A 25,686-nucleotide genomic window follows, 5' to 3' on the forward strand; every position below is an offset into this window, starting at 1 on the left:
TCAGCTGCCGCTGCGGCGGTAGAACGCCAGCGATCCGGCCAGCGCCAGCAGGATGGCGCCGCAGGTGCGGTCCATCCACCGCAGCGCGCGCCGGCGCAGCAAGCTGATGGCGCGCGCGCCGATGGCGGCGTAGCCGAACATGATGGCGAAATCGAGGGCGCAGAACACCGTACCCAGCGCCAGGTATTGCCAGGCCTGGGGAGCGGCGCTGTCGATGAATTGCGGCAGCAATGCCGAGCAGAACAGGTAGCCCTTGGGGTTGGTTACCGCCACCAGAAACGATTTCATGAATACCTTGCGCGGGCTGGCCTGCGGATCGCCCGCCTCCACGGCGAGATCGGTTCCGCCCGAGCGCAGCATGCGCAGGCCGATCCAGGCGAGGTAGGCCGCGCCCACCCATTTCACCACCGAGAACCAGAATTCCGAGGCGGCCAGCAGCGCGCCCAGGCCCACCGCTACCGATCCCACCAGGACGCAGTCCGACGCGACGGCGCCGAGCATGCCCGGCAAGGCGCGCCGCACGCCCAGGCGCGCGCCATTGGACAAGGCCAACAAGACGGTAGGGCCGGGCGTGGCGATGGTGGCCATCGCCACCAGCGAAAACAGGAACAGTGTGGTGAGGCTGAGACTGTGGGCGGTCATCGGGGCTCCTTGGCAAAGCGGCTGTGGGCAGCACCCTGGCTTTTGTTCGGCGCCGCAAACTGCGAAGGCCGGCACGCCTTCGTCCTTGCGGCGCATTATGGCATGCCTGTTTGCCGGCGAGATTGTGAACAGGTTCTCAGGCCAGTTTCGCGGCGATCAGCTTGCCAATTGCCGCATGCAGGCCGTTGCGCTGCGCCTCATCGGCGCCGGTCTCGGTGAGGTAAACCGCGAACAGCAGCGGCACGCCCTGCGGCGTCCAGGCGACGCCCACGGTATTGGTGCTGCCGTGGCTGCCGGTGCCGGTCTTGTCGCCCACCTTCCAGCCCGTGGGCAATCCTGCCCGTACACGTTTTGCGCCGGTCTGGTTGTCCAGCAGCCATTGTGTGATCAGCGTGCGCGAGGCCGGGTTGAGGGCGTTGCCCAGCACGATCTTGCGCAGGTCGGCAACCATGGCCGCCGGAGTCGTCGTGTCGCGCGGATCGCCGGGAAGAGACTCGTTGAGCGTGGGTTCGTTGCGGTCCAGCCGGGTCAGGTCGTCGCCCAGCGAGCGGATGAAAGCGGTCAGGCCGGCCGGACCGCCCAGGCTTTCCAGCATCAGGTTGGCGGCAGTGTTGTCGGAGAGCGTCATGGCCGCTTCGCATAACTGGGACATCGACAGGCCGTTGCCGCCGGTGTGCTTGCCGGTGGTGGGCGAGTAGGGCACCAGGGATTCTTTGGTGTAGACGATACGGCGTTCCAGGCGCTCTTCGCCCTGGTCGATGCGCTTCAAGACCGCGGCCGAGGCCAGGAACTTGAAGGTGCTGCACATTGGGAAGCGCTCGTCGGCGCGGTAGCCCCATTGACGGCCTTTGGCCGTGTCCAGGATAAAGACCCCGAGGCGGCCGTTGACGCCGCTTTCCAGCTTCGCCATTTGCTGGACGAAGCTGCCCGATCCATCAGGTTTACTTGTATTCGACCCTTGCGCCGCCAAGGCGTCAGTGAGCCATCCGCTTGCCGCCAGGCCTGCCAGCGTCAGGAAATTGCGTCTGTCCAGCATGAACTCTCCTTGCTATTGTTAGTGTGCGAGCCAAGATGATAGGAGGTGGTGTAAAGGCCCGCAATTCACGATAATTGGCAGCAGGCATTAGAAAAACTTGGTCATGGAGAAGTCATGTATTTACCCCTGAATGCCTTGCGCGCCTTCGAAGCCTCGGCCCGCCAGCTGAGTTTCACGCGCGCCGCCGATGAACTGAACGTGACCCAGACTGCCGTCAGCATGCAGGTCAAGAACCTGGAGGAGCGCCTTGGCGTGGCGCTGTTTCGCCGCTTGCCGCGCGGCCTGGCGCTGACGGACGAGGGGCTGGCCCTGTTGCCGGTGCTGGCGGAATCGTTCAGCCGCATCGGCACCGTGCTGGCGCAGTTCGAGAACGGCCGCAAGCGCGAGGTGCTTACGCTGGGCGTGGTCGGCACCTTCGCGGTCGGCTGGCTGATGCCGCGCCTGCGCGAATTCCAGCAGACCTATCCCTTCGTCGACCTGCGGCTGCTGACCAACAACAACCGCGTCGACCTGGCCGGCGAAGGCCTGGATTACGCGATCCGCTTTGGCGATGGCGCCTGGCACGGGACTGATGCTGAACGTTTGTTCAGCGCGCCGCTGGCGCCGATGTGTTCTCCCGAGATCGCCGCCCGCCTGCGTCGTCCCGCCGACCTGGCGGGAGAAACCCTGCTACGCTCCTACCGCAGCGACGAATGGAGCGAGTGGTTCGCCGCGGCGGGCGCGGTATGCCCGGCCATACGCGGCTTCGTCTTCGACTCTTCGCTGACCATGGCCGAGGCGGCCGCGCAGCAGGCCGGCGTGGCCTTGTTGCCGATCCTGATGTTCGAGCGGGAGTTGCAGCAGGGGCGGCTGGTCTGTCCGTTTGACATAGCCATCGGCGCCGGCGCCTATTGGTTGACGCGGCTTAAATCGAAGCAGGAGACGCCGGCGATGCTGGCGTTTCGCCAGTGGCTGCTGGCGCATTCCGGCGCGGCCGGCTTGCCCGAACCGGCGTGAGCCGGCTGCGCCACGCAGAGCTTGCCGGCTGGCCGAAAAGTGAGGTCTTGTGGCAACAGCGCCGCATCGATGGAGAATTTCCTGGTGGACGGGGGCGATGGTCCGGCATAGAATAAATGATATAAATAATTTAGAAAGGGCGGCATCGCCGTGGCCCTTCCCGTGAAGATCAGGCGGTATCCGTAGCAATCCAAGTGCAGAGAACGGGGACGTATCATGAAATACTTCGCGAAGCTCTATCGCAAGCTGGTCGATTACCTCAACGATTCGGGCGACCTCACTACCGGTTCGCACCGCGGCCAGCCGCAATCCTGCAGCCTGTACTCCGGGCTGTCCCCGATGGGACGGGACAACCGCGAGCAGTGACATTGCACCGGCAGCGCGCTTATTTTTCCCGCGAGGCGCGGCATCGCCGGGGTTCAACAATTCCTTCTGATTTTTGCCTGTGCATAAAAAAAGGCCGCATCAGCGATGCGGCCCAAAGTACAGCGACTTACCAGAGACGTTACGTGAGGATCAGCCCTGTGCCTGCGGGCGCAGGGCTTCCTGCATGGCCGCCCGCGCGGCGGTGGCCAGGGCTGGCCGGTCCAGCGCCGGCAGGAAAGCGATGTTGAAACTGCGTGCGCCGAGGCGCACGCGATACTGCTGCATCAGGATACCCACCTCAAATTCCAGCAACCTTTGCATGCGGCGGCCATTGGCATCGGCCAGCGACAAGCGCAAGGCGAAGCCCGGGGCGTTGTAGTCCGGCTGTCCATCCAGCGCCAGGAACTCGCCTGTCTCGCCGACGCCCATGGCAGTGCAGCAATCATCGGCCAGGCCGTATATCCTGATCAGCTCGCGGCGCAATGCCTGCACGATGAACGAGCGCGGCAAGCCGAAGCCGGCGGATGAAATTGCATGCATCCTGCCGCTGGCGGCCAAGCTTGGCCGCGGCCGTGCTAATGCCATGATTTGATCTCGCCCTTAATCCGGGATCACCGCCGTGGCATCGACTTCCACCAGATATTCCGGCCGCGCAAAGGCGGTCACCACGATGCCGGTCGAGACCGGGAACACCCCCTTCAGCCACTTGCCGACCACCAGGTAGACGTCTTCGCGGAAACGCGGGTCGGAGATGTAGATGGTGACCTTGCAGATGTGCTCCAGCTTGCTGCCGGCTTCCTTGAGCAGCATGTCGATATTCTTCATCGCCTGTTCGGTCTGGCCGCGGACGTCGCCGATGCAGACGCTCTCGGAGGTGTCCAGGTCCTGGCCGATCTGGCCGCGCAAGAACACCATGGTGCCGCGCGCCACCACGGCCTGGCACAGGTCGTTGTCGATCTTCTGTTCCGGATAGGTGGCCTTGGTGTTGAACTTGCGGATGCGTGTGTGTGCCATGTCTTTTCCCGATGGGTGAGTGGGTGAATGAGTGGTTGAAAGGCTGCTTATTTCTTGTCGAAATACCCGGCGCGGATCGTGGCGCCGATGAGGTTGACGATCAGGCGGCCGGCGGTTACGCAACTGATCTTGCTGGCGTTGTCCTTGGCCGGCTGGATCTCGACGATGTCCATGCCGACCACGCGGCCTTTCTTCACCAGGCCGTGGATCAGCTTGCGCGCCTGCAGGAAGGTCACGCCGCCGGGCGCCGGGCCATCGACGGCCGGCATGATGGCGCAGTCCAGGCCGTCGGCGTCGATGGTCAGGTAATAGTTGCCGCCGTCGGGGATGCGCGCCAGCACTGCGTCCATGCCGATGTCGTGCAATTCGTAGGCGCTGACCAGGTCGGCGCCCCATTCCCTGGCGGCGCGGTAGTCGGCGGGACGGCCGCTGCCTTGCGCGCGCAGGCCGATCTGCACGATGTGCTTGATGAAGGGCAGTTCGGAGGCGCGTCGGATCACGCTGGAGAGGCCGTCACGCACGCCGTTGACTTCATCGCGCCAGTCCAGGTGGGCATCGATATGCACCAGCGTCACCGGGCCGACTTCATCGAAGCCGCGCAGCACCGGGTTGGTGATGCCGTGGTCGCCGCCCAGCACGATGGGCATGCCGCCGCCGCGCACGATCTGGCGGATGGCGGTTTCGGCGCGGCGCTTGTGGGCTTCGGGATCGCCCAGGTCGGGCATGACGTCGCCGCAGTCGACGAAGCGGATGTCGTCGCGCTCCTGCAGCAGCGGGCCATCGATGTCGAAGTCGTAATGCGTGGGATGGCGCACCATGCGGTCGCTCAGGTCGCGCAGCGCCTGCGGCGCGTTGGTCTGGTCGTTGCTGTACTGGCGCGGGCTGTAGGCGGCGCCGAAGGGCATGCCCAGCACGGCGATGTCGCACTTCAGGTCGGTGAAGTCGGCGACCGGTTCCGAGTAAAGCAGGGTCTTGTGGCCGCTGCGCGGCGGGACGGTGAGTTGTTCCATGGCTGGCATCCTTGGGGTAAGAGGCGGTAATAGTCCGGGAGGGCGGGCGTTGCGGCGTGCCGTTTCGAATGCACTGTAGCGATTGCCATGGCGCATGGAAAATGATTCTTTTGGAGGTATAGTTCCATTTTTCAAGACTTTATGAAAAACCAATCCCATGCTCCGACTCGACCTCGATGAACGCGACCTGCGCTCGCTGCGGGTGTTTTGCAACGTCGCCGAGGCGGGCGGTTTCTCCGCGGCCGAGAAGTCGCTGCATATGTCCAAGGCCTCCATCAGCCGCCATGTGCGCGAGGTCGAGGAACGCCTTGGCGTGCGCTTGTGCGAGCGCGGCCCGGCCGGCTTCAGGCTGACGCCGGAGGGCGAGGTGGCGGTCAAGCTGGCCACCAGCGCGCTGCGCTCGCTGGAGCGCATCCGGCCCGAGATCGATGCCGTGCATGGCGTGCTGTCCGGCCCGCTGGCGCTGGGTGTGGTCGAGCATGCGCTGGGTCATCCGGACTGCAAGCTGCCGCAAGCCATTGCCATGCTCAAGCGGCGCGCGCCCAAGGTACAGCCGCGCATCGAGGTGATGACCTTCCCGGAACTGAACCAGGCGCTGCGCGAGCATCGCGTCGACATCGCCATCCGCGGGCGTTACCCCGGCGACGATGAGTTCGACTACTTGCCGCTGTTTGCCGAAAGCCACCGCATTTACGGCGCCATCCGCCCAGAGGGGCGGGAGGGTAAAGCCGGGCGCGGCGGCGCCAGGGAGTTGCCGCTGGTGCATCGCCCGCATCCTTATGTGGAGGCGGTGCTGGCCGGGGGCGGCTACGTGCGCGGGCCCGATGCCGGCGGACTGGAAGCCATCGCGCTGCTGGTGGCCACCGGCGACTATGTCGGCCTGCTGCCTACGCACTACGCGCAACTGATCGGCAAGCGCTACGCGTTGCGCGCGCGCCGCGGCAGCCCTACCTTCCACCACACCATTTGCGCGGTGACCGACCCGGTTCGCCCGTCCACCCATCGGGTCGACCTGTTCCTGTCCATCCTCAAGGAATTCCACGCGCGTTCTGCAGGCGCCCTCGCCGCCGCGTAATCCGGCGCTTCCCGCGCACGCCAAAATGGGGCGAACCCGATCGCACGGCTAACCATGCTGGGGCGTTTTGCCGGCGCCAGTCCGTGCCGTCCTGGCGTAGGCCCGCTGGCGACGGAACATTGATCCGGCCATTTTTGTACCGTTTGTGCCGAAATGGTTTGGCGACTTAGCCAGACAAACGCCCGTGCAAACGGATCGCGGGGGATGTCGCATCGGCATGAGAATGGTTCGTTTGAACCGTTTGTAGAATCGATTGGCACATATGTTGCTCAATGGTTGGCATCATCCAGCCAGCCGCCAACCTATCGTGAACCAACCATCGCTGACCGCCCTCATCAAGGAACGCTTCGACAGCCTGCCGCGCCAGGCACGCCAGGTGGCGGCCTTCGTGCTGGACAATCCGCACGAAGTGGCGGTGCTGTCCATGCGCGAACAGGCGCGGCTGGCCGAAGTGCCGCCGTCGACCATGACGCGTTTTGCCAAGGCGCTGGGGCTGGACGGCTATGACGCCATCCGCGATGTCTTCAAGAGCAGCCTGCGCGCCCGCGGCAATGAATTCGGTTCGCGCGCCCAGGGCCTGGTCGAGCTGAACCAGCGCATCGGCGAAGCCGGCCTGGCGATGGATCTGGCCCACAACGCCACGGCCCAGATCCAGTCGCTGTGCGCGGGCGAGACCATGTCGTCCATCGTGCGCGCGGCCAGGCTGCTGTCGTCGGCGCGCGAGATCTTTTGCCTCGGCTTGCGCGGTTCCTTCCCGGTGGCTTTCCAGTTCGCCCACGTATGCGAATACTTCGCGCGCAACGTCACGCTGGTGGACGGGGCCGGCGAGAGCGGGATCATGAAGGTCATGCACCAGCCTTCCTCGCGCGACGTGGCGCTGATCTGCAGCATGGCGCCGCACTCGCGCCGCGCCATGTCGATCGCCACGCACCTGGAAAAGGCCGGCGTCAAGCTGGTGGTGATCACCGACAGCGCCAGTTCGCCGCTGGCGCGCATCGCCACCGAAAGCATCCTGGTGCCCAACAAGGGGCCTTCGTTTTTCGACACGCTGCTGCCGGCCTTCCTGGTGGCGGAAATCCTGGTGGCGCTGATGGCCGCCACCTCCCGGATCAACATCAAGTCGCAGATCGCCGACACGGAAAAGAAACTGTGGGGCGTGGGGGAGTGGTGGGGCATGCAGGCCGACGCCGCGCCGGCGCCGCGCGCAAAGGCTCCCGCCAAGCGCGGCGCATGACGCCGCGGATCGGCGAATACGAATTTACCGGAGCGGCGCATGCGCGAGACATGCAGCCGACAAAAAATGGCGCCGCAACAGGCGCCGGGATTTCTCGAACCACGCCGGTGCGCCTTGCAGCGCGCACCTCGCATTGAGCCATATCTTCAGAAAGGATCACCCATGAAACGCCGCCCGCTACTCGCCCTGATCGGCCTCACCGCGGCCGCCGCCTGCCTTGCTTCGGCCAACGCATTGGCCGATGACCTGTACCAGACCATCATGTCGCGCAAGTCGATACGCGTGGCCGTTCCCACCGACTATCCGCCTTATGGCGCGGTCGGCACCGACATGCGGCCGCGCGGCTATGACATCGACATGGCCAACCTGATCGGCAGCAAACTTGGCGTCAAGGTCGAGCTGGTTCCGGTGACGGCGCCCAACCGCATCGCCTACCTGCAAACCAACAAGGCCGACATCACCATCTCGTCGCTGGGCAAGACCGCCGAGCGCGCCAAGGTAGTCGATTTCAGCATCGCCTATGCGCCATTCTTCGACGCGGTGTTCGGCGGCAAGAATGTGAAGGCCAGCAGTTTCGCCGAACTCAAGGGCAAGACCATCTCGGTCACCCGCGGCTCGATGCAGGACCAGGAGCTGGAACAGATGGCGCCAGGCGCGGTCGTCAAACGCTTCGAAGACAACAACGCGACGCTGTCTTCCTTCCTGGCCGGGCAGACCCAGATGTTCGCGACCGGAACCACGGTTGCCGCCGCGCTGCAAAAGATGAACCCTTCGCTGGACATGGAACTGAAGGTGATCCTGGCCAATGCGCCATGCTATGTGGCCATGCCCAAGGGCGAATCGACGTTGCTGGCGAAGATCAATATGATCATCCGCGAAGCGCGCGCCGACGGCACCATCGACAAGTTCTCGCAGACCTGGCTGGGGGCGCCGGCCGGCCAGTTGCCGGACTGAGCATGCCCGCGTGATGTGCACCGGCCGGCCGCCGACGCGGCCGGCCATTTTTATTGTCGGGAGGAACAGGCGTGAAGGAAATAACGGGGCAGGGGACAGGACGCGGCGCGATCACGGCAATGAGCCGGTGGATCGCGCAGCTTGAGGAGGGCGACATTCCTGCGCACGTTCGCAGCGTTGCGCAAGATTGCCTGATCGATACCGTCGGCGTGATCGCCGCCGGTTCCGCCGCCAGGGTCGCCGCCCATGCGCGCGCGCTGGCCGGCATGGCCGGCATGGGCAGCATGGGCAGCCACCTTGGCATGTGCAACATCATCGGCACGGCGTTGCAGGCCGATGCCAGGCAGGCCGCCTTTGCCAACGGTGTGGCGGCCCACGCGCTGGATTTCGACGACAACTGTTATGCCGGTTTCGTCCACGGTTCGGCGGTGATCGTGCCGGCCGCGCTGGCGGCGGCCCAGCATGCCGATGCCAGCGGCCGCGAGCTGGCGGTGGCCTTGGTGGCCGGCGCCGAGTGCGAGTATGCGCTCGGCCTGGCCAGCGCCAATGTGCTGTACGATCAGGGCTGGTGGACGACCGGCGTGCTGGGGCCGGTGGGCGCATGCGCGGCGGCGGCGCGGCTGCTCCGGCTGGATGAACGGCAAACCGCGGCGGCGCTGGGCCTGGCGCTGTCCGGGGCGGCCGGCATCAAGGCCTGTTTCGGCACCGACGCCAAGGCCTTCCTCGCCGGGCGCGCGGCAGAGGCCGGCGTGACCGCCGCGTTCATGGCGCAGCTCGGCGCCAGCGGCCCCACCGATGCCGTTGAGCATCGCAACGGTTTCGCGCGGCTGTTCAATGGCGGTCATTGGGATGCGCAGGCGGTGGAGATGCTGGGCACGCGCTGGGCGCTGCACAACCCGGGCGTGGACATCAAGCGCATTCCGCTCTGCCTGTCTTCGCATGCGGCGGTGGACGCGGTCATGGCGCTGGCGCATATGCATGCCATCGATGCCGGCGCGATCGCGGCGATCACCTGCGACGTGCCGCCGATCGTCATCGCCAACCTGATCCATGACGATCCGGCCACGCCGCAACAGGCGCAGTTCAGCATGCCATTCGCGGTGGCCGTTTCGCTGTTGCATGGCACGGTCGGGCTGGAACATTTGTCGGCCGCGACGCTGGCAGACCCGCGCCTGCGGGAATTGATGGCGAAGGTCGGCATGACCAGCGGTGCGTACTGGAAAGATGCGGGGCGCCGGGCGGCCGCGCCGGAAGGTGCGCATGTCAGCATCGCATTGCGCGACGGCAGGGTGGTGCAGGCCTTCCGCGATTTCGCGCGTGGCGCCGCGCGTTATCCGCTCAGTGCCGAAGAACTCGATGCCAAGTTCCTGGGATGCCTGCGTTTTGCCGGCCTGGCGTCGTCCGACGACTGGCTGGCGCGTTTGCGCGCGCTGGCGTCTTGCGGGTCGGTGCGCGGATTGTTCCGCGCTTGAACCATTTGACAAAGGCGGGTCGGATGGCTGAAAGTGTGGTCACAGCCAATGGTGCAGTAAAGCATTTGTTGCTCGCAGTTAAAAAACGGGCAAGCGCCTTTGCTGGCTGGGGTATGTAGGAGGAATGTATGGCAAGCTATCGTATTTTCCTGGCGACAACTGGTATGACCTCCTGCAAAGTTGCATTGTTTGTGCGAACATAGCGAGTTATGTACAAGGGATATTGCATCTTTTGCACTTGTTTTTGTACTTGTTGCCGCGCCAATAAATCAATAAGTTTCCTCCGTGCCGCCGCGGCCATGCCGCCGGCCACTGCCATCAAAGGAGCCAGAACATGCCCCAGTCCTGGAATGCAGCCGCGATCGCCGAGAAATTCGGCATTGCCGTTGCCGACCTCGCCATTGAAATCATCCCCCATTCGACCGATGGCGTCGAATACGAAAGCATCCTCCTGTTCAACAAGGCCGCGCCGCCTGCCACGGGCATACTGGCTGTGCCCAATTATTTCGGCGTGCGCCAGCAGGCGCTCGAAATCGCCGCCGCCACCATCGGCGCGGCGCATGCCGTGTTCGTGGCGGACGTCTACGGCAAGCATGTACGGCCGGCCAACCCCGATGAGGCGGTGGCGGTCATCGGCCCGCTCAAGCAGGACCGCGCCGAACTGCGCAAGCGCATGAACGCCGCGCTGGAAGTCTTCCGCAATCAACAGAAAATCAGGATCGCCGCCGACAGGTTCGGCGCCTGCGGTTTCTGCTTCGGCGGCACCGCCGCGCTGGAACTGGCGCGCTCCGGCGCCGACGTGCGCGGTACCGTGTCGCTGCATGGCGCCCTGTCGAGCCCGGCGCCCGACGCCAGCAAGATCAAGGGAGCGGTGCTGGTGCTGCACGGCGTGCAGGATCCGTCCGTGCCGCGCGAACAGGTCAATGGCTTCATCGACGAGATGAGCGCCGCCAGGATCGACTGGCAACTGGTCAATTACGGCCAGGCCGGCCATTCATTCACCGACCCGGATTCCAACAGTCCGGGTTTCTTTTATCACCGCCAGACCGCCGAGCGTGCCTCGGTGGCGCTGAAGAATTTCTTCGGCGAGTTGTTCGCTTAAAAGTATCGATGCAAGTGTCGATGTTGAAACCGGCTGGCCATATGTGACCGGTTTCTCGCTTTTTCAGCCAGTTGTTTTCATGACGAAACCAGCAAGCCAAGTGCACAGCTTTTCGCGCGATGCCATGATCGCAAACCAAACAGCGCCATCGCTCCGGCTTTGCCGGCCCGAGCCGCGGCGCCACAAGAGGCAACTGCCATTCGCAGCCGCCGGGGCGTGTTCATCCCGACGTTTGCAAATGGAAGAGTGCCCGGCAATACCTCTCTCCTCAAACCACAGTCCAAAGGAAAGTCATGTCACAAGATAAAGAGCCGAGGCGGCGCTTTCTGCGTCAGGTACTGGCGATCGTCCCAGCAGCCAGTACGCTAGGCGGCGCCACCGCAGTCGCAGTCAGCCAGCCGGCCATCGCCGACAACTCCGAACCGGGCAAGCCGCGCGCTTATACCCCGACCTATTTCAACGCCGCCGAATGGGCATTCATCAATGCCGCGGTCGACCACCTGATTCCCTCCGACCAGTACGGCGCGGGCGCGCTCGAGACCGGCGTGCCCGAGTTCATCGACCGCCAGATGGAAACGCCCTACGGCGCCGGCAAGCTGTGGTACATGCAAGGCCCGTTCCATCCGGACAGCGTGCCCGAACTGGGCTACCAGCTCTCGCTGGTGCCGCGCGACATCTACCGCCAGGGCATCGCCGCCGCCAACGACTGGTGCACCAAGAACCACGGCAAGGTGTTCGCCGAATTGGACAAGAAGCTGCAGGTCGAGGTCCTGAAGCAGATGGAAGCCGGCAAGATTACGTTCGAGACCGTGCCCGCCAAGACTTTCTTCAGCTTCATGCTGGGCAACACCAAGGAAGGTTACTTCGCCGACCCGATGTACGGCGGCAACCAGAAAATGGGCGGCTGGAAGATGGTCGGCTTCCCCGGCGCGCGCGCCGACTACCTGGATTGGGTCGACCAGTACAACGTGAAATATCCATACGGCCCTGTGTCGATTCTGGGAGAAAAGGGCTGATCATGGCAATCAAAAAAGACAAAGTAGATGTGGTGATGGTGGGCTTGGGCTGGACCGGTTCCATCATGGGGATGGAGCTGACCGAAGCGGGCCTGAACGTGCTGGCGCTGGAACGCGGCGACATGCGCGACACCAATACCGATACCCCCTATCCGAAGGCGGTCGACGAACTGAAATACTCGGTGCGCGGCGCGCTGTTCCAGGACCTCTCGCGCGAGACCGTGACCATCCGCCACGGCGTGGCCGACGTGGCCGTGCCGTATCGCCAGCACGGCTCCTTCCTGCTGGGCGACGGCGTCGGCGGCGCCGGTTTCCACTGGAACGGCATGATGTACCGCAACCTGCCGGAAGAGCTGGAAATGCGCAGCCACCACGAGCAGAAGTACGGCAAGAAATTCATCCCCGAAGACATGACCATCCAGGACCATGGCGTCACCTACAAGGAACTGGAGCCGTTCTACGATTTCTCGGAGAAGGTGATGGCCGTATCGGGCAAGGCCGGCAACCTCAAGGGCAAGATCGTCGAAGGCGGCAACCCGCTGGAAGGCGAGCGCAGCGACGAATTCCCGACCAAGCCGCTGCAATACCAGTACAGCGCCTCGCTGGTCGAAAAGGCCATGCGCGACGTCGGCTACCATCCGTATCCGGCGCCGGCAGCCAACGCCTCCGAGCCGTTCACCAACCCCTATGGCGTGCGCATCGGCCCCTGCAACTACTGCGGCTTCTGCGAAAACTACGGCTGCTACATGTATTCCAAGGCCTCGCCGCAGACCACCATCCTGCCGGTGCTGTTGAAGCGCAAGAACTTCGAGCTGCGCACCAAGGCGCAGGTGATCAAGGTCAACCTCGATGCTTCCGGCAAGCGCGCCACCGGCGTTACCTACATCGACTCGCAAGGCCGCGAGGTCGAGCAGCCGGCCGACCTGGTGCTGTTGACCGCGTTCCAGACGCACAACGTGCGCCTGCTGCTGCTGTCGGGCATCGGCAAGCCGTATGACCCGGTCACCGGCGAAGGCGTGGTGGGCAAGAACTTCGCCTACCAGTACAACGGCGGCATCAACGTGGTCATGCCCAAGGGCACCCAGTTCAACCCGTTCATCGGCACCGGCGCCGGCGGCGTCGGCATGGACGACCTCAACGCCGACCAGTTCGACCACGGTCCGCTGGGCTTCATCGGCGGCGCCTCGATCCGCCACGTGCGCTACGGCGGCCGCCCCATCAAGCAGACCGGCACCATGCCGGGCGAGAAGGTGCCCAGCTGGGGATCGGAATGGAAGGGCAGCGTGCAGGACGCCTACCAGCGCACCCTGACCATCGGCATGTCCGGTTCGGTGATGGCTTACCGCGATTGCTACCTGTCGCTGGATCCGACCTACAAGGACGCCAACGGCCAGCCGCTCTTGCGCCTGACGCTGAACTGGAAGGAAAACGAAGGCAAGATGCTGACCTACATCGCCGACCAGATGGAAAAGGTCGGCCACGCGATGAACCCGGAGAAGGTCGTCAAGGCCGTGCGCAAGACCGGCTCGTCGTGGGACACCCGCGTGTACCAGTCGACCCACCTGACCGGCGGCGCGATCATGGGCACTACGCCCAAGAACAGCGTGGTCAACAAGTACCTGCAAAGCTGGGACGTGCCCAACGTGTTCGTCTACGGCGCTTCGGCGTTCCCGCAGAACATGGGCTACAACCCGACCGGCCTGGTCACGGCGCTGGCGTATCACTCCGCCAAGGCGATCCGCGAGCAGTATCTGAAAAACCCCGGTCCGCTGGTTCAGGCATAAGGATAACGAACATGATCAAGCACTATTTCATCGCCGCCTGCGCGGCAGTCATGACGCTGTCCGCGGCTGCCGCCTCGGCGCAAAACGCTCCGGCGGACCAGCAGCTGGTCAAGCGCGGCGAGTACCTGGCCAAGGCCGGCGACTGCGTGGCCTGCCACACGGCCAAGGGCGGCAAGCCCTTCGCCGGCGGCCTGCCGATGGCAACCCCGATCGGCACCGTGTACTCGTCCAACATCACGCCCGACAAGGAGCACGGCATCGGCAACTACAGCGAGGACGACTTCGACAAGGCCCTGCGCCACGGCATCCGCAAGGATGGCGCGTCGCTGTACCCGGCCATGCCGTATCCGTCCTACGCCAAGGTCAAGCCGGCCGACGTCAAGGCGCTGTATGCCTACTTCATGAACGGCGTGCAAGCCGATCCGACGCCTAACCGCGGGGTCGATATCGTCTGGCCGTTGTCGATGCGCTGGCCGCTGTCGATCTGGCGCAAGGTATTCGCGCCGGCCGTCGCAGTTGACGGCGCCGACGACAACAGCCCGCTCATGCGCGGCAAGTACCTGGTCGAAGGCCTGGGACACTGCGGCGCTTGCCACACCCCGCGCGGCATCGGCATGCAGGAGAAGGCGCTGACCGACGACAGTACGCAGTTCCTGTCGGGCGGCGTGGTTGAAGGCTATCTGGCCAACAACCTGCGCGGCGACGCGCGCGACGGCCTGGGCAACTGGAGCGAGGAAGACATCGCGGTCTTCCTGAAGACCGGCCGCAACAGCCACTCCGCAGCGTTCGGCGGCATGGCCGATGTGGTCGCCAACAGCACGCAGTACATGACCGACGAAGACCTGACGGCGATCGCCAAGTACCTCAAGTCGTTGAAGCCGGTCAAGGAAGGCGTGGCGCCGCTGGCGTATGACGACAAGACGCACCAGGCGTTGCGCAAGGGTTCCGACCAGAGTCCGGGCGCGATGGGCTTCCTCAACAACTGCGCCGCTTGCCACCGCAGCAGCGGCAAGGGCTGGACGGAAACCTTCCCGACCCTGGCGCAAAGCGCGACTGTGAATGCCGATAACCCGGCTTCGCTGATCAAGATCGTGCTGGCCGGCGGCGAGATGCCGTGGACCCACAAGGCGCCCACGCAGTTCGCCATGCCGGCCTTCGGCAGCCGTCTGTCGGATCAGGAAGTGGCGGAAATCGTCACCTTCATCCGCAACAGCTGGGGCAACAGCGCCGGCGCCGTGAGCGCCAGCGATGTCGCCAAGGTGCGCAAGGAGCTGCCGAAGCAAGCGATGGAGGCGGGTCCGGCGACTGTCGCCAAGCAGTAAGGCGTGTTTTCCTGCAGGCGCTATGTCGCCTGCGGGAGTGCGAAGAGAATGCGGCCTTTCCGAAAGGGGAGGCCGCATTTTTCATGGGCCGGAATAAGAGGCGCTGAACGACGCCGGGTCCTGACTTTCGCCAGGACGACGGGGCGATAACTAAGCCTCGTCTCGCATCATACCGTCGTCCCGGCGAAGGCCGGGACCCAGTGTCTTTCGTCGCAAAAAATGGGTTCCAAAAACAAACCCCACGCCCTTTCGGACGTGGGGGTTTTCTTCGAGCGAAGAGAGGAAAGGGAATGCTACTCCTTCACCGCCCCCGTCATGCCCGACACGTAGTACTCGACAAAGAACGAGTAGACCACCGCCACCGGCAGCGAGCCCAGCAGCGCGCCCGCCATCAGCGCGCCCCAGTGGTAGACGTCGCCATCGACCAGTTCGGTGACGATGCCGACCGGCACCGTCTTCACTTCCGAGGAGGAGATGAAGGTCAGCGCGTAGATGAACTCGTTCCACGACAGCGTGAAGGCGAAAATGCCGGCCGAGATCAGGCCCGGCACCGCCAGCGGCAGGATGATCTTGACCAGGATCTCCCAGCGGGTGGCGCCGTCGATCAGCGCGCACTCTTCCAGCTCATACGGGATCGAGCGGAAGTAGCCCATCAGCAGCCAGGTGCAGAACGGGATCAGGAAGGTCGGGTAGGTCAGGATCAGCGCCCAGCGGGTGTCGAACAGGCCCAGCTTGAACACGATCGCCGCCAGCGGGATGAACAGGATCGACGGCGGGATCAGGTAGGCCAGGAAGATGCCCAGGCCGACCTGCTTGGAGCCCTGGAAGCGCAGGCGTTCGATCGCGTAGGCGGCGAACACGCTGGCCGCCAGCGAGGCGAAGGTCGATACCACCGACACGATCACGGTGTTGAGCAGCCAGGCCGGGTACTGGGTATCGAACAGCAGCTTCTTGAAGTGCGCCAGCGTCGGCGCGATCACCCAGAACGGATTGCCGCTTTGCGACAGCAGCTCCGCATCCGGCTTGAAGGCGGTGATCACCATCCAGTAGAACGGGAACAGCAGCACGAACAGGAAGATGATCAGCGGCAGGTAGATGGTTACCCAGCGGCGCGGCGTGGATTGGAGGAAATCCATGCCCTGGGTTTCCATTTGGTCGTCTTTTTTCTTGGCCATTATTTGTCACCTCCTTGTTGCCAGCCGCGGCGTTGCAGGCCGAAATACGAGAACATGATGGCCGCCAGCAGGAACGGGATCATGTAGGTTGCCAGCGCAGCGCCTTCGCCCAGCGCGCCGCCCGGGATCGCACGCTGGAACGAGAGCGTGGCCATCAGGTGGGTTGCATTGAGCGGACCGCCTCGGGTCAGCACGTAGATCAACTGGAAGTCGGTGAAGGTGAACAGCACCGAGAAGGTCATCACCACCGCGATGATCGGGGTCAGCAGGGGCAGGGTGATGTAGCGGAACTGCTGCCACGGCTTGGCGCCGTCGATGGCCGCCGCCTCGTACAGCGAAGGCGAGATGGTCTGCAGGCCGGCCAAGAGCGAGATCGCCACGAACGGGATGCCGCGCCAGACGTTGGCGGCCACCGTCGACCAGCGCGCGTTCCACGGGTCGCCGAGGAAGTCGATGTAGTGGTCGATCAGGCCCATCTTCATCAAGGCCCAGCTGATGACGGAGAACTGGGCGTCATACAGCCACCAGAAGGCCAGCGCCGAGAGGGCGGTGGGCACGATCCAGGGCAGCAGCACCACGGCGCGGAAGAAGGTCTTGAGCGGCACGTTCTTGTTGAGCAGGACCGCCAGCCACAAGCCCAGCCCGAACTTCAGGATGCTGGCGCTGATGGTGTAGAACAGCGTGTTGAACAGCGATAGTTGCGCCAGGGAGTCGCCGAACAGGTAGGTGTAGTTGTCCAGTCCGATGAAGCTGCCTTCGCCGCCGATCTTGGTGTCGGTGAAGCCGAGCCAGACGCCCAGCCCCAGCGGGTAGGTCAGGAACACCACCAGCAGGATCACGGCCGGGGCCATGAACAACATGCCCAGTACGTTACGATTATTCAGGAAACGGGATAGCATAATAAGCCTCGGTTGAGTCGCCGCGCCGGATCGCTCCGGGCGGAAAATGCCTGTTTTCATTTCGATGCGATAGCCGGCATCGGCGCCGTGCCGGCGAGCCCTGACAACTCGCCAATCTGACCCGGCGCCGATGCCGCCGGACCGATGCGCGCCGGCCAGGGCCGGCGGCGGCGGTCCGGCCGCAAAACATCAAGCCTTGTAGAAGCGCTTGGCGCGATCGGCCGCGCGGTCGATGGCCTGCTGGATGGTCTTGGAACCGCTGGCCGCTTCGGCCACCATATCCACCACCACATAGTCGGCCATGCAAGCCGCCGACGCCTGGCCCAGCGGGCCTTCGTGACCGTGGTCCAGCATCAGCGATGCCGAGTCGCGGTACACGGTGGCCTTCGGGTCTTCGGTCCAGATCGGGTTCTTCTCGTAGGCCTTGAGCGGCTGGCTGACGTAGCCGATGGATGCCTTCATCCATGGGTTGTACTGGTCCGGCTCGAACATGAACTGGACGAAAGCCTTGGCCGCGTTCGGATACTTGGTGTGCTTGAAGATCATCATCTGGGTGATCTGCATCAGCTCGGTCGGCTTGCCGGCGGGGCCGATGGGGAAGTGCGCGTGCTGGGTATCCTTGCCGATCTCCTGCATCTTCGGATCGGTCGAATTCTTGGCCGCGTAGTACACCGAGATGCCGTTGGCGGTCATGCTGACCTGGCCGTCCAGGTAAGCCTTGTTGTTGGACGGATCCTGCCACGACAGCGTGCCCGGGACGAAGGTCGCGTACAGCTGCTTGGCGTATTCCAGCGCGGCTTTGGTTTCGGGGGAGTTGATGGCGACCGCGCCCTTCTTGTCGACCAGCTTGCCGCCGTGCGACCACAGCAGCCAGTGCGCCCAGTTGTTGGCGTCGCCCACCGCCTTGCCCAGCGCGAAGCCGACCGGGGTGTTCTTGGCCTTCAGGGCCTGGCACAGCTTCAGGAAGCCGGCGGTGTCCTTGGGGATGGCGTCAAAGCCGGCGGCCTTGATCTGGCTTTCGCGATAGACCAGGGCGTTGCCGATCACGCCCAGGGGCAGGGCGATCCACTTGCCGTCCTTGGTGCCGTACTTGCGGCAGACGTCGTACCAGCCGCCGTAGCGCTTGCCCAGCGAATCGGCCAGGTCGGTCATGTCGAGCAGCTTGGTCGGGTATTGCTGCGGGTCGTCGAACCAGCCCAGCACGATGTCGGGGCCGCTGCCCACGTTGGCGGCAACGGCGGCCTTGGGACGGACGTCTTCCCAGCCTTCGCTGTCGGTACGCACGGCCACGCCGGTCAGTTCGGTGAATTTCTTGACGTTGGCGTTCCACAGGTCTTCGTCGCCCTGCACGAAGCGCTTCCAGCGCAGTATGCGCAGGGTCGCGCCTTGCTCGATCGGGTACTTGATGCTGTCGGCCGCGGCTGCTCCCGCGGGTGCGGCGAAAGCGTTCATGCCCACGCTCGATGCGGCCGCGGCGGCGGCGCTGCTTACCAGGAAATCGCGTCTTGTCAGCTTGCTCATGTCTCCTACTCCTTCGGTTGAAAGTGGAACGGACCGCTATGGTGCGGATTGTTGTTCTGATGCTGCCTTGCCGATGACTGATTGCTAAAGATGATGCGGGTGTGCTGCTTTGCTTGGTTGCTGCGGTAATGCCCAGACCATGCCGGCCACGATCTGGCCGGCATGGAAATGGTGTCAGCGACGCGCCAGCGTCTGGCCCGATTCGGCGTCGAACAGGTGCGTGCGCGTATGGTCGGGCGCCAGATGGATGGTGTCGCCGGATCCGAAGTTGTGGCGTTCGCGGAAGATCGAGGTCAGGCTGGTGTCGCAGAAGCGGCTGTAGACCTCGGTGTCGGCGCCGGTCGGTTCGACCACGATGACCTTGGTGGCGATGCCGTCGCCGGCCGCGCCGATGGCCAGGTGTTCGGGCCGCACGCCGTAGACCACGCGCTGGCCATCGCTGCCTTGCAGCTGGCGGCCATAGGGCGCCGGCAGGCGGGTGCCGTCGGAGAATTCAACTTCGGCGCGGTCGGCCGACAGGCGCAGCGTGCCGGGGATGAAGTTCATCGCCGGCGAACCGATGAAGCCGGCCACGAACTGGTTGGACGGATGGTCGTACAGTTCCAGCGGACGGCCGCGCTGTTCCACCAGGCCGTCGCGCATGACCACGATCTGGTCGGCCATGGTCATCGCCTCGATCTGGTCGTGGGTGACGTAGACCGAAGTGGTCTTGAGGCGCTGGTGAAGTTCCTTGATCTCGGTGCGCATCTGCACGCGCAGCTTGGCGTCGAGGTTGGACAGCGGTTCGTCGAACAGGAACACTTGCGGATCGCGCACGATGGCGCGGCCCATCGCCACGCGCTGGCGCTGGCCGCCGGAGAGCTGGCGCGGATAGCGTTCCAGCAGCTGGTTCAGGCCGAGGATGTCGGCGGCTTTCTTGACGCGCTCCTCGATGAAGGACTTGTCCTTCTTGGCCAGCGTCAGCGAGAACGCCATGTTGTCCCTGACCGACATGTGCGGGTAGAGCGCGTAGTTCTGGAACACCATGGCGATGTCGCGATCCTTGGGCTGCACGTTGTTCACCACCGTGCCGCCGATGAGGATTTCGCCGCCGCTGATTTCTTCCAGCCCCGCGAGCATGCGCAGCAGGGTGGACTTGCCGCAGCCGGACGGGCCGACCAGGACGGCGAACTGGCCGTCTTCAATGTCGATGTCGACGCCACGGATGATCTGGGTGCTGCCGAACTGTTTCTTGACAGCGCGAATCTGTACTGATGCCATGCAATTGCTCCTCGTGTATATCCTCGTTTTCGGCGCTGCGGGCGTCCTTGTGGGAGCGCCTGCGACGACTTTCTTCTATTTGCAGGGATGCCGCCCGTTATGCCATCTTGCCTGTGGCGGCATGCGGGGATCTGAGACGTCCCCTTTACACTTTCACCGGCGGCGCTGGTTTGCCCCCGGTGCTGCAGCTGCCGGACAGCTTGCGGCCGCCGGCGTGTCTGGCGACTCCCGTGCGCCCTGGCGCGCGGGAATTGTCTCTTGCTATTTTTTGTTGTCTTTCTTGCCTTCGACGACCACGTAGGATGGGCGTCCGGTGCGGTCCCAGTCGATCAGGTTCTGGGCTGCCTTGCGGCGCAGTTCGCACGCGGCGACGTCGGAGTAGAACGCCGCGTGCGGCGACAATAGCACACGCTTGTGTTGCACGATAGCCGATGCCGTCGCCGGCGGTTCCACCGGCAGCACATCCAGCGCCGCGCCCTTGAGCCGGTTCGAATCCAGCGCCGCCAGCAGGTCGTCGATATTGACCAGGCCGCCGCGCGCGGAGTTGACCAGGTAGCTGTTGGGCTTGAGCAGGTTCAGCACCGAGGCGTCGATCATGCCGCGCGTCTCGTCGTTGAGCGGAGTGTGCAGCGAGACCACGTCGGCCTGCCTGAACAGCTCTTCGCGGCCCACGCGTTCCACGTAGGCGGGGAAGTCGCCGTCGATGATATGCGGGTCGTAAGCGATGACGCGCTTGAACACGTTGCGGCTGATGTGCGCCATGCGCTTGCCGATGCGGCCCAGGCCGATGATGCCCAGCGTCATCTCGGAGGCGCGCGGGATGATGCCGGCAGTGGTGTAGTGCCATTCGCCGGCCTTCACGGCACGGTCGTAGACGGTGATGTTGCGGATCAGGTCCAGCGCCATGGCCAGCGCATGCGTGGCGACTTCGCCCACGCCGTAGTCGGGCGAGTTGCCGACCCACACGCCGTATTTGGCGGCGTCTTCGGTGTTGATGGTGTCGAAGCCGGCGCCGTAGCGGCTGGCGATGCGGATTTCAGGGCGCGCCGCGAACACCTTGGCGTTGACCGGCGCGTATTGCACCAGGAGGCCCTGGCATCCTGCGGATGCGGCGATGACTTCCTCCTCGGTGCGGCATTGCGCCGTCACCACCTCGACGCCGGCAGCCTTGTACAGCGCCAGCTCCAGGTCGACGTCGGGGAAGTCATAGTCGGTGATCAGTACTTTCATTGCTTCGTCTCCATGATGGTTGTCTCGGTCCCACCTTGATGCAATTACGTCTGTCGCTGTTTCCTCGCCGGTTGCGTCGGCCTGTGGCTCTGTCCGCAACCGCTTGGATGTATTTCTGTTTCTATTTCAGGCGTTTCCGATCCAACCGTTTATCCAAAAGGTGTTTGATGTATCTCTACGCGGGCGCCGGGTGGCGCTTCTGGCGTCGCCTGCCTTGGCGCCCGCGGTGTTGCTTAGTGACTTAGTGATTATCCTTGGGCACGTAGGCGCCGCTCTTGCCGACCAGGAAGTCGAGGTCGGCGCCGAGGTTGGCCTGCTGCACATGGTCCACATAGAGCTTGATCCAGCCGCGCGTGGCCGGCGACTCCGGCTTTTGCCAGGCGGCGCGGCGGCGTTCCATTTCTTCGTCGGTGATGTCCAGGTGCAGCTTGCGCGCTTCCACGTCCAGTTCGATGAAGTCGCCGTTCTGCACCAGCGCCAGCGGGCCGCCGGCGGCGGCTTCGGGCGTGACGTGCAGCACCACGGTGCCATAGGCGGTGCCGCTCATGCGGGCGTCGGACACGCGCACCATGTCGGTGATGCCCTTGCGCAGCACCTTCGGCGGCAGCGGCATGTTGCCGGCTTCGGCCATGCCCGGGTAACCCTTGGGGCCGCAGTTCTTCAGCACCAGCACGCAGGTTTCGTCCACGTCCAGGTTCTCGTCGTCGATGCGCTTGTGCAGGTCGTCGCTGTTCTCGAACACCACGGCGCGGCCGCGGTGCTTCAACAGCGCCGGGGTGGCGGCCGACGGCTTGATCACGGCGCCGTCCGGGGCCAGGTTGCCCTTGAGGATGGCGATGCCGGCGGCTTCCTTGAACGGCTTGTCGAAGGAACGGATCACTTCCTCGTTCCAGTTCGGCGCGTCCTTGCAGTTGTCCCACAGGGTGCTGCCGTTGGCGGTCAGCGCCGACTTGTCGATCACGCTTTCCAGCTGGCGGATCACTGCCGGCAGGCCGCCGGCGTAGTAGAAGTCTTCCATCAGGAATTTGCCCGACGGCTGCAGGTCCAGCAGGCACGGCAGCTTCTGGCCGATGTCGTCCCAGTCCTTCAGGTCCAGCTTGATGCCGATCCGGCCGGCGATCGCCAGCAGGTGGATCACCGCGTTGGTGGAGCCGCCGATGGCGGCGTTGACGCGGATCGCGTTTTCGAAGGCGGCGCGGGTCAGGATCTTGGACAGCACCAGGTCTTCCTTGACCATCTCGACGATGCGGCGGCCGGCATTGCGCGCCAGCACGTTGCGGCGCGCATCCACGGCCGGGATGGCGGCGTTGTGCGGCAGGCCCACGCCCAGCGCCTCGACCATGCTGGCCATGGTGGAAGCCGTGCCCATGGTCATGCAGTGGCCGTGAGAGCGGTGCATGCAGCTCTCGGCTTCGAAGAATTCTTCCTGCGTCATCTTGCCGCCGCGGACATCTTCCGACATCTGCCACACGCCGGTGCCGGAACCGATTTCACGGCCGCGGTATTTGCCGGACAGCATCGGGCCGCCAGACACGCCGATGGTCGGCACGTCGACCGACGCCGCGCCCATCAGCAGGGCGGGGGTGGTCTTGTCGCAGCCCATCAGCAGCACCACGCCGTCCAGCGGATTGGCGCGGATCGACTCTTCCACGTCCATCGACGCCAGGTTGCGGTACAGCATGGCGGTCGGGCGCAGCAGGGTCTCGCCCAGCGACATCACCGGGAACTCCAGCGGGAAGCCGCCGGCTTCCCAGATGCCGATCTTGACCTGTTCGGCCAGGGCGCGGAAGTGCGAGTTGCAGGGCGTCAGTTCAGAGTAGGTGTTGCAGATGCCGATCACCGGACGGCCGTCGAACTGGTCGTGCGGGATGCCGCGGTTCTTGACCCAGGAGCGGTAGATGAAACCGTCGCGGTCCTGGCGGCCGAACCAGGCTTGGCTGCGGCGGGTGAGTTTCTTGGTATCGTCAGTCATGTGGGATTCCCTCGATGGCGGGCAGGGCGGCCTGTCAGGCCGGGCACTGTCCGTACAACATCAAAATGCCGTGCGCGCATCGGCGCTACGGTGCTGTTTCGTGGTGCCGGCGCCAGCGTGCATGCGCCGTCCTGCGGGCTTAACTGTCGCCCTGGTCAAAGAAATAGCGGGAAAAGTCGATCAGCAGGAAGGCCAGCAGGGAACCGAAGGAGGAGGCGCGGCGCAGCGCGCGGCGGGCGCAGGTGGTGGATGGCAATGCGGCCACGGTGGCATGGGTCCAGCTGCCGTGTGAGTTGCCGTTCGCGCTCATTGCTGCGTATGCCAAGAGTGTCTCCGTTGCCTGATGCTGCCTGCGGTATTGGATACCGCGGCGGCTGGGTCCTGGGGTTGCCCGTTCCTGCACCTGTTGCCTTGCGCTCGTCTCCCCGACGTTGCAAATGGCCGCAGCATGCGACGTGACTTATTCGATTGGCAGCGAGTCTATTGCAGCATTCTTTGTTTGGTCAAGTGGTAATACCAAATTGGAACGGCAATTTTAGAGTCGGGGCGGAGCTCGCATCCGGCGCTGTGACGGTGCAGCATCGCAGGCTTGGCGCTGTAGCCGCAGAAGCCATGCTGGGCAAGGCTTTGCGAGGCGAAGACCGGGCCGGGAATTTGTTGCGGCGCGAGATGGATGAATTGTTTTGATGCGTAGGATTCATCCTTGACACTCGCTATCGGATATGAAATTCTAATCCGACTGGTCTGACCACATTACCTATCAGTCCTGAATCATCGTACAGCAAAGTGCGATGACAAGAAATAACCAGACAGACAATATAAAAAGCAGCAAGGCACCGGCACCTGCGCATAAGAGAAGCAACCAGAATTCTCATGCAGGTAAAGCATGCAGGAACGGAAAGTCCTACGCCAAAACGTTCCTGCTCCCAGACACCGGAGGAGACATGAACTTTACACGCAGAATTACCCGCAGAACCCTGATCAAGACAGCCGCGGCCGCGACAGCGGCCTGTGCTTTGCTGGGCGCCCAGCCGGCGTTGGCCGCCTGGCCCGAGCGGCCGGTCACGCTGGTGGTGCCCTGGGGGGCAGGCGGCGGCACCGACGCCACCGCGCGCATCATCGGCGCCTTGCTGGAGAAGGATATCGGCCAGCCGGTCAACGTGGTCAACCGCACCGGCGGCAACGGCGTGGTGGGCCACCAGTCGATCGCCGGCGCCGCGCCCGACGGCTACACCATCGGCATTGCCACCGTCGAAATTTCGATGATGCACCACCAGGGGCTGACCAAGCTGACGCCGCGCGATTTCACGCCGCTGGCGCTGATGAACTTCGACCCGGCGGCGCTGACCGTGAGCCACGACTCCCCCTACAAGACCTTCGATGACCTGATGAAGGCGATCAAGGCCAATCCGGGCAAGCTCAAGGCTTCCGGCACCGGCCAGGGCGGCATCTGGCACCTGGGCCTGGCCGGCATGCTCAACGACCTGAAACTGGCGCCGACGGCGGTGCGCTTCGTGCCTTCCAACGGCGCGGCGCCGGCCATGGTCGACCTGGCTGCCGGCGGTGTGGATATCGTGGCCGCATCGCTGCCGGAGGCGCGTTCGCTGATCGATGCCGGCAAGGCGACGCCGCTGGTGATCATGGCCAACGAGCCGGCGGCGCTGTATCCCAAGGTGCCCACGCTCAAGAGCCTGACCGGCAGCGGCTGGACCAATGGCGCCTGGCGCGGCATCGTCGCGCCCAAGGGGTTGCCGGCCGATATTTCGACCAAGTTGTCGGCCAGCCTGAAGAAGATCTATGACAGCAAGGAGTACAAGGACTTCATGAGCGGACGCGGTTTCGGCGTGATGTATGCCGACTCCGCCGAGTTCGGCAAATTCATGGACAAGAGCGATGCCGACATGGGCGCGATCCTGAAAACGCTGGGCATGGCGCGCTGATGCGGGTGTTGCCGCCTGTTTTTGCGCCGCCGGATCGCGTATCCGGCGGCGCGGAGCGGGCGGCGCTCATGCATCGCGCCGCCATACATGGCGTCACCATGACAACGACTTCGCCAAACTCCTTACGATTGATTCCATCATGAAAATCAACGACGCTCTCTCCGGATTGCTGGTCGCGTTTTTTGCGGTCGCCATCTACGTTTCTTCCGCGGCGCTGCCCGCCATGGGGCAGGACATCGGCCCCAATGTCTTCCCGCAGGCACTGGCCGGCGGCTTCATGATCTGCGCCGTGCTGCTGATCATCCGCGGGCTGCGCGGCTTGAAAAAGACCGCCGCCTCCCACGCCTCGCTCATCGCCGCCGTCGGCAGCGACGACCAGGACGCGCACTGGTTCACCGTGCCCGAATGGGTGCGCAGCCGCCGCGCGGTGTTCGCCTTCCTGCTGGTGCCGGCAGCGCTGCTGTTCTACATCTGGGTCTCCGAGCCGCTCGGTTTCCTGCCGACCGCGTTCGTGCTGCTGATGGTGCTGTTCCTGACCTTCCGCACGCGCATTGCGGTGGCGATTCCGGTGGCGCTGGCCAGCGCGCTGGGCATCCACTACGTTTTCTACAAGCTGCTCAAGGTGCCCTTGCCTTGGGGCGTCTTGAAACCGATCGCCTGGTAAGG

Annotated in this window: 24 protein-coding genes; 12 read left to right on the top strand and 12 right to left on the bottom strand. The window is 64.2% G+C overall.

What is annotated here, in order from left to right:
* Complete coding sequence (locus FB598_RS03330; protein ID WP_141912802.1) at window positions 1-642, bottom strand: LysE family translocator; 642 nt, start codon at window positions 640-642, stop codon at window positions 1-3.
* A gap of 136 nt (window positions 643-778) precedes the next feature.
* On the bottom strand, window positions 779-1,678 hold the full coding sequence (gene bla / locus FB598_RS03335; protein WP_141912804.1) for a class A beta-lactamase: 900 nt from the start codon (window positions 1,676-1,678) through the stop codon (window positions 779-781).
* 114 nt (window positions 1,679-1,792) lie between these two features.
* Between bla and FB598_RS03340 the strand changes: the two genes are divergently transcribed.
* Window positions 1,793-2,674 (top strand): LysR family transcriptional regulator, encoded by an 882-nt coding sequence (locus FB598_RS03340; RefSeq protein WP_141912806.1) that lies wholly within the window; start codon window positions 1,793-1,795, stop codon window positions 2,672-2,674.
* A 216-nt stretch (window positions 2,675-2,890) separates the two neighbouring features.
* Complete coding sequence (locus FB598_RS20645) at window positions 2,891-3,040, top strand: hypothetical protein (RefSeq protein ID WP_183405798.1); 150 nt, start codon at window positions 2,891-2,893, stop codon at window positions 3,038-3,040.
* Window positions 3,041-3,190: 150 nt separating this feature from the next.
* Here the strand turns inward: FB598_RS20645 and FB598_RS03345 are convergent, their stop codons facing one another.
* Genes FB598_RS03345 through FB598_RS03355 form a run of 3 tightly spaced genes read right to left on the bottom strand, consistent with a single transcriptional unit; the run spans window position 3,191 to window position 5,064 of the window.
* A complete protein-coding gene (locus FB598_RS03345; RefSeq protein ID WP_141912808.1) occupies window positions 3,191-3,580 on the bottom strand; it encodes a hypothetical protein in 390 nt (129 codons plus the stop codon).
* Between the two features lie 60 nt (window positions 3,581-3,640).
* Window positions 3,641-4,054, bottom strand: coding sequence for a RidA family protein (locus FB598_RS03350; RefSeq protein WP_079215784.1), 414 nt, complete (start codon window positions 4,052-4,054; stop codon window positions 3,641-3,643).
* A gap of 47 nt (window positions 4,055-4,101) precedes the next feature.
* Window positions 4,102-5,064: an agmatinase gene (locus FB598_RS03355; protein ID WP_141912810.1), complete on the bottom strand. Its 963-nt coding sequence runs from the start codon at window positions 5,062-5,064 to the stop codon at window positions 4,102-4,104.
* Window positions 5,065-5,221: 157 nt separating this feature from the next.
* Here FB598_RS03355 and FB598_RS03360 point away from each other — a divergent pair, with 157 nt between their 5' ends.
* The 8 genes from FB598_RS03360 (at window position 5,222) to FB598_RS03395 (ending at window position 15,023) form a co-directional block, all read left to right on the top strand.
* The gene (locus FB598_RS03360) at window positions 5,222-6,139 is read left to right on the top strand and encodes a LysR family transcriptional regulator (RefSeq protein ID WP_141912812.1); all 918 of its coding nucleotides are present in this window, start codon (window positions 5,222-5,224) and stop codon (window positions 6,137-6,139) included.
* 307 nt (window positions 6,140-6,446) lie between these two features.
* Entirely contained in the window at window positions 6,447-7,373 is a 927-nt protein-coding gene (locus tag FB598_RS03365; protein WP_255515718.1) for a MurR/RpiR family transcriptional regulator, read from the top strand.
* Window positions 7,374-7,535: 162 nt separating this feature from the next.
* Window positions 7,536-8,327 carry a transporter substrate-binding domain-containing protein gene (locus FB598_RS03370; RefSeq protein WP_141912817.1) on the top strand — a complete coding sequence of 264 codons (792 nt, stop codon included), beginning with the start codon at window positions 7,536-7,538 and terminating at the stop codon, window positions 8,325-8,327.
* A 119-nt stretch (window positions 8,328-8,446) separates the two neighbouring features.
* Window positions 8,447-9,799 carry an MmgE/PrpD family protein gene (locus tag FB598_RS03375; RefSeq protein ID WP_141912819.1) on the top strand — a complete coding sequence of 451 codons (1,353 nt, stop codon included), beginning with the start codon at window positions 8,447-8,449 and terminating at the stop codon, window positions 9,797-9,799.
* Between the two features lie 334 nt (window positions 9,800-10,133).
* A complete protein-coding gene (locus tag FB598_RS03380) occupies window positions 10,134-10,901 on the top strand; it encodes a dienelactone hydrolase family protein (protein WP_141912822.1) in 768 nt (255 codons plus the stop codon).
* Window positions 10,902-11,194: 293 nt separating this feature from the next.
* Complete coding sequence (locus FB598_RS03385) at window positions 11,195-11,917, top strand: gluconate 2-dehydrogenase subunit 3 family protein (protein WP_141912825.1); 723 nt, start codon at window positions 11,195-11,197, stop codon at window positions 11,915-11,917.
* A gap of 2 nt (window positions 11,918-11,919) precedes the next feature.
* Window positions 11,920-13,701 carry a GMC family oxidoreductase gene (locus tag FB598_RS03390; protein ID WP_141912828.1) on the top strand — a complete coding sequence of 594 codons (1,782 nt, stop codon included), beginning with the start codon at window positions 11,920-11,922 and terminating at the stop codon, window positions 13,699-13,701.
* 11 nt (window positions 13,702-13,712) lie between these two features.
* Window positions 13,713-15,023 carry a cytochrome c gene (locus tag FB598_RS03395; RefSeq protein ID WP_183405799.1) on the top strand — a complete coding sequence of 437 codons (1,311 nt, stop codon included), beginning with the start codon at window positions 13,713-13,715 and terminating at the stop codon, window positions 15,021-15,023.
* Between the two features lie 293 nt (window positions 15,024-15,316).
* On the opposite strand, the gene FB598_RS03400 is transcribed toward FB598_RS03395, so the two are convergent.
* The 7 genes from FB598_RS03400 to FB598_RS03430 all read right to left on the bottom strand — a co-directional run bounded on the left by FB598_RS03400 (window position 15,317) and on the right by FB598_RS03430 (window position 23,405).
* Window positions 15,317-16,198 carry a carbohydrate ABC transporter permease gene (locus FB598_RS03400; protein WP_050468896.1) on the bottom strand — a complete coding sequence of 294 codons (882 nt, stop codon included), beginning with the start codon at window positions 16,196-16,198 and terminating at the stop codon, window positions 15,317-15,319.
* Entirely contained in the window at window positions 16,198-17,097 is a 900-nt protein-coding gene (locus FB598_RS03405) for a carbohydrate ABC transporter permease (RefSeq protein WP_141912830.1), read from the bottom strand. The genes FB598_RS03400 and FB598_RS03405 overlap by 1 nt, the downstream gene beginning before the upstream one ends.
* Window positions 17,098-17,286: 189 nt before the next feature.
* Window positions 17,287-18,618, bottom strand: coding sequence for an ABC transporter substrate-binding protein (locus tag FB598_RS03410; RefSeq protein WP_141912832.1), 1,332 nt, complete (start codon window positions 18,616-18,618; stop codon window positions 17,287-17,289).
* A 174-nt stretch (window positions 18,619-18,792) separates the two neighbouring features.
* Window positions 18,793-19,878: an ABC transporter ATP-binding protein gene (locus tag FB598_RS03415; protein WP_141912834.1), complete on the bottom strand. Its 1,086-nt coding sequence runs from the start codon at window positions 19,876-19,878 to the stop codon at window positions 18,793-18,795.
* A 261-nt stretch (window positions 19,879-20,139) separates the two neighbouring features.
* Window positions 20,140-21,108 carry a C-terminal binding protein gene (locus FB598_RS03420; protein WP_141912836.1) on the bottom strand — a complete coding sequence of 323 codons (969 nt, stop codon included), beginning with the start codon at window positions 21,106-21,108 and terminating at the stop codon, window positions 20,140-20,142.
* A gap of 241 nt (window positions 21,109-21,349) precedes the next feature.
* Window positions 21,350-23,080, bottom strand: coding sequence for an IlvD/Edd family dehydratase (locus tag FB598_RS03425; protein ID WP_141912838.1), 1,731 nt, complete (start codon window positions 23,078-23,080; stop codon window positions 21,350-21,352).
* Window positions 23,081-23,219: 139 nt separating this feature from the next.
* Window positions 23,220-23,405, bottom strand: coding sequence for a hypothetical protein (locus FB598_RS03430; RefSeq protein ID WP_141912840.1), 186 nt, complete (start codon window positions 23,403-23,405; stop codon window positions 23,220-23,222).
* A 619-nt stretch (window positions 23,406-24,024) separates the two neighbouring features.
* Between FB598_RS03430 and FB598_RS03435 the strand changes: the two genes are divergently transcribed.
* On the top strand, window positions 24,025-25,020 hold the full coding sequence (locus tag FB598_RS03435) for a tripartite tricarboxylate transporter substrate binding protein (RefSeq protein WP_141912841.1): 996 nt from the start codon (window positions 24,025-24,027) through the stop codon (window positions 25,018-25,020).
* Window positions 25,021-25,159: 139 nt separating this feature from the next.
* Window positions 25,160-25,684, top strand: a complete 525-nt coding sequence (locus tag FB598_RS03440) for a tripartite tricarboxylate transporter TctB family protein (protein ID WP_141912844.1) — start codon at window positions 25,160-25,162, stop codon at window positions 25,682-25,684.
* Window positions 25,685-25,686: the final 2 nt, after the last annotated feature.

It is taken from the genome of Herbaspirillum sp. SJZ106 (assembly GCF_006715495.1).
GTDB lineage: Bacteria > Pseudomonadota > Gammaproteobacteria > Burkholderiales > Burkholderiaceae_D > Herbaspirillum.

Excerpts from the sequence above, each read along its gene's own strand:
- FB598_RS03330 (WP_141912802.1), bottom strand. The coding sequence starts at position 642 with ATGACCGCCCACAGTCTCAGCCTCACCACACTGTTCCTGTTTTCGCTG.
- bla (WP_141912804.1), bottom strand. The coding sequence starts at position 1,678 with ATGCTGGACAGACGCAATTTCCTGACGCTGGCAGGCCTGGCGGCAAGC.
- FB598_RS03340 (WP_141912806.1), top strand. The coding sequence starts at position 1,793 with ATGTATTTACCCCTGAATGCCTTGCGCGCCTTCGAAGCCTCGGCCCGC.
- FB598_RS20645 (WP_183405798.1), top strand. The coding sequence starts at position 2,891 with ATGAAATACTTCGCGAAGCTCTATCGCAAGCTGGTCGATTACCTCAAC.
- FB598_RS03345 (WP_141912808.1), bottom strand. The coding sequence starts at position 3,580 with ATGCATGCAATTTCATCCGCCGGCTTCGGCTTGCCGCGCTCGTTCATC.
- FB598_RS03350 (WP_079215784.1), bottom strand. The coding sequence starts at position 4,054 with ATGGCACACACACGCATCCGCAAGTTCAACACCAAGGCCACCTATCCG.
- FB598_RS03355 (WP_141912810.1), bottom strand. The coding sequence starts at position 5,064 with ATGGAACAACTCACCGTCCCGCCGCGCAGCGGCCACAAGACCCTGCTT.
- FB598_RS03360 (WP_141912812.1), top strand. The coding sequence starts at position 5,222 with ATGCTCCGACTCGACCTCGATGAACGCGACCTGCGCTCGCTGCGGGTG.
- FB598_RS03370 (WP_141912817.1), top strand. The coding sequence starts at position 7,536 with ATGAAACGCCGCCCGCTACTCGCCCTGATCGGCCTCACCGCGGCCGCC.
- FB598_RS03375 (WP_141912819.1), top strand. The coding sequence starts at position 8,447 with ATGAGCCGGTGGATCGCGCAGCTTGAGGAGGGCGACATTCCTGCGCAC.
- FB598_RS03380 (WP_141912822.1), top strand. The coding sequence starts at position 10,134 with ATGCCCCAGTCCTGGAATGCAGCCGCGATCGCCGAGAAATTCGGCATT.
- FB598_RS03385 (WP_141912825.1), top strand. The coding sequence starts at position 11,195 with ATGTCACAAGATAAAGAGCCGAGGCGGCGCTTTCTGCGTCAGGTACTG.
- FB598_RS03390 (WP_141912828.1), top strand. The coding sequence starts at position 11,920 with ATGGCAATCAAAAAAGACAAAGTAGATGTGGTGATGGTGGGCTTGGGC.
- FB598_RS03395 (WP_183405799.1), top strand. The coding sequence starts at position 13,713 with ATGATCAAGCACTATTTCATCGCCGCCTGCGCGGCAGTCATGACGCTG.
- FB598_RS03400 (WP_050468896.1), bottom strand. The coding sequence starts at position 16,198 with ATGGCCAAGAAAAAAGACGACCAAATGGAAACCCAGGGCATGGATTTC.
- FB598_RS03405 (WP_141912830.1), bottom strand. The coding sequence starts at position 17,097 with ATGCTATCCCGTTTCCTGAATAATCGTAACGTACTGGGCATGTTGTTC.
- FB598_RS03410 (WP_141912832.1), bottom strand. The coding sequence starts at position 18,618 with ATGAGCAAGCTGACAAGACGCGATTTCCTGGTAAGCAGCGCCGCCGCC.
- FB598_RS03415 (WP_141912834.1), bottom strand. The coding sequence starts at position 19,878 with ATGGCATCAGTACAGATTCGCGCTGTCAAGAAACAGTTCGGCAGCACC.
- FB598_RS03420 (WP_141912836.1), bottom strand. The coding sequence starts at position 21,108 with ATGAAAGTACTGATCACCGACTATGACTTCCCCGACGTCGACCTGGAG.
- FB598_RS03425 (WP_141912838.1), bottom strand. The coding sequence starts at position 23,080 with ATGACTGACGATACCAAGAAACTCACCCGCCGCAGCCAAGCCTGGTTC.
- FB598_RS03435 (WP_141912841.1), top strand. The coding sequence starts at position 24,025 with ATGAACTTTACACGCAGAATTACCCGCAGAACCCTGATCAAGACAGCC.
- FB598_RS03440 (WP_141912844.1), top strand. The coding sequence starts at position 25,160 with ATGAAAATCAACGACGCTCTCTCCGGATTGCTGGTCGCGTTTTTTGCG.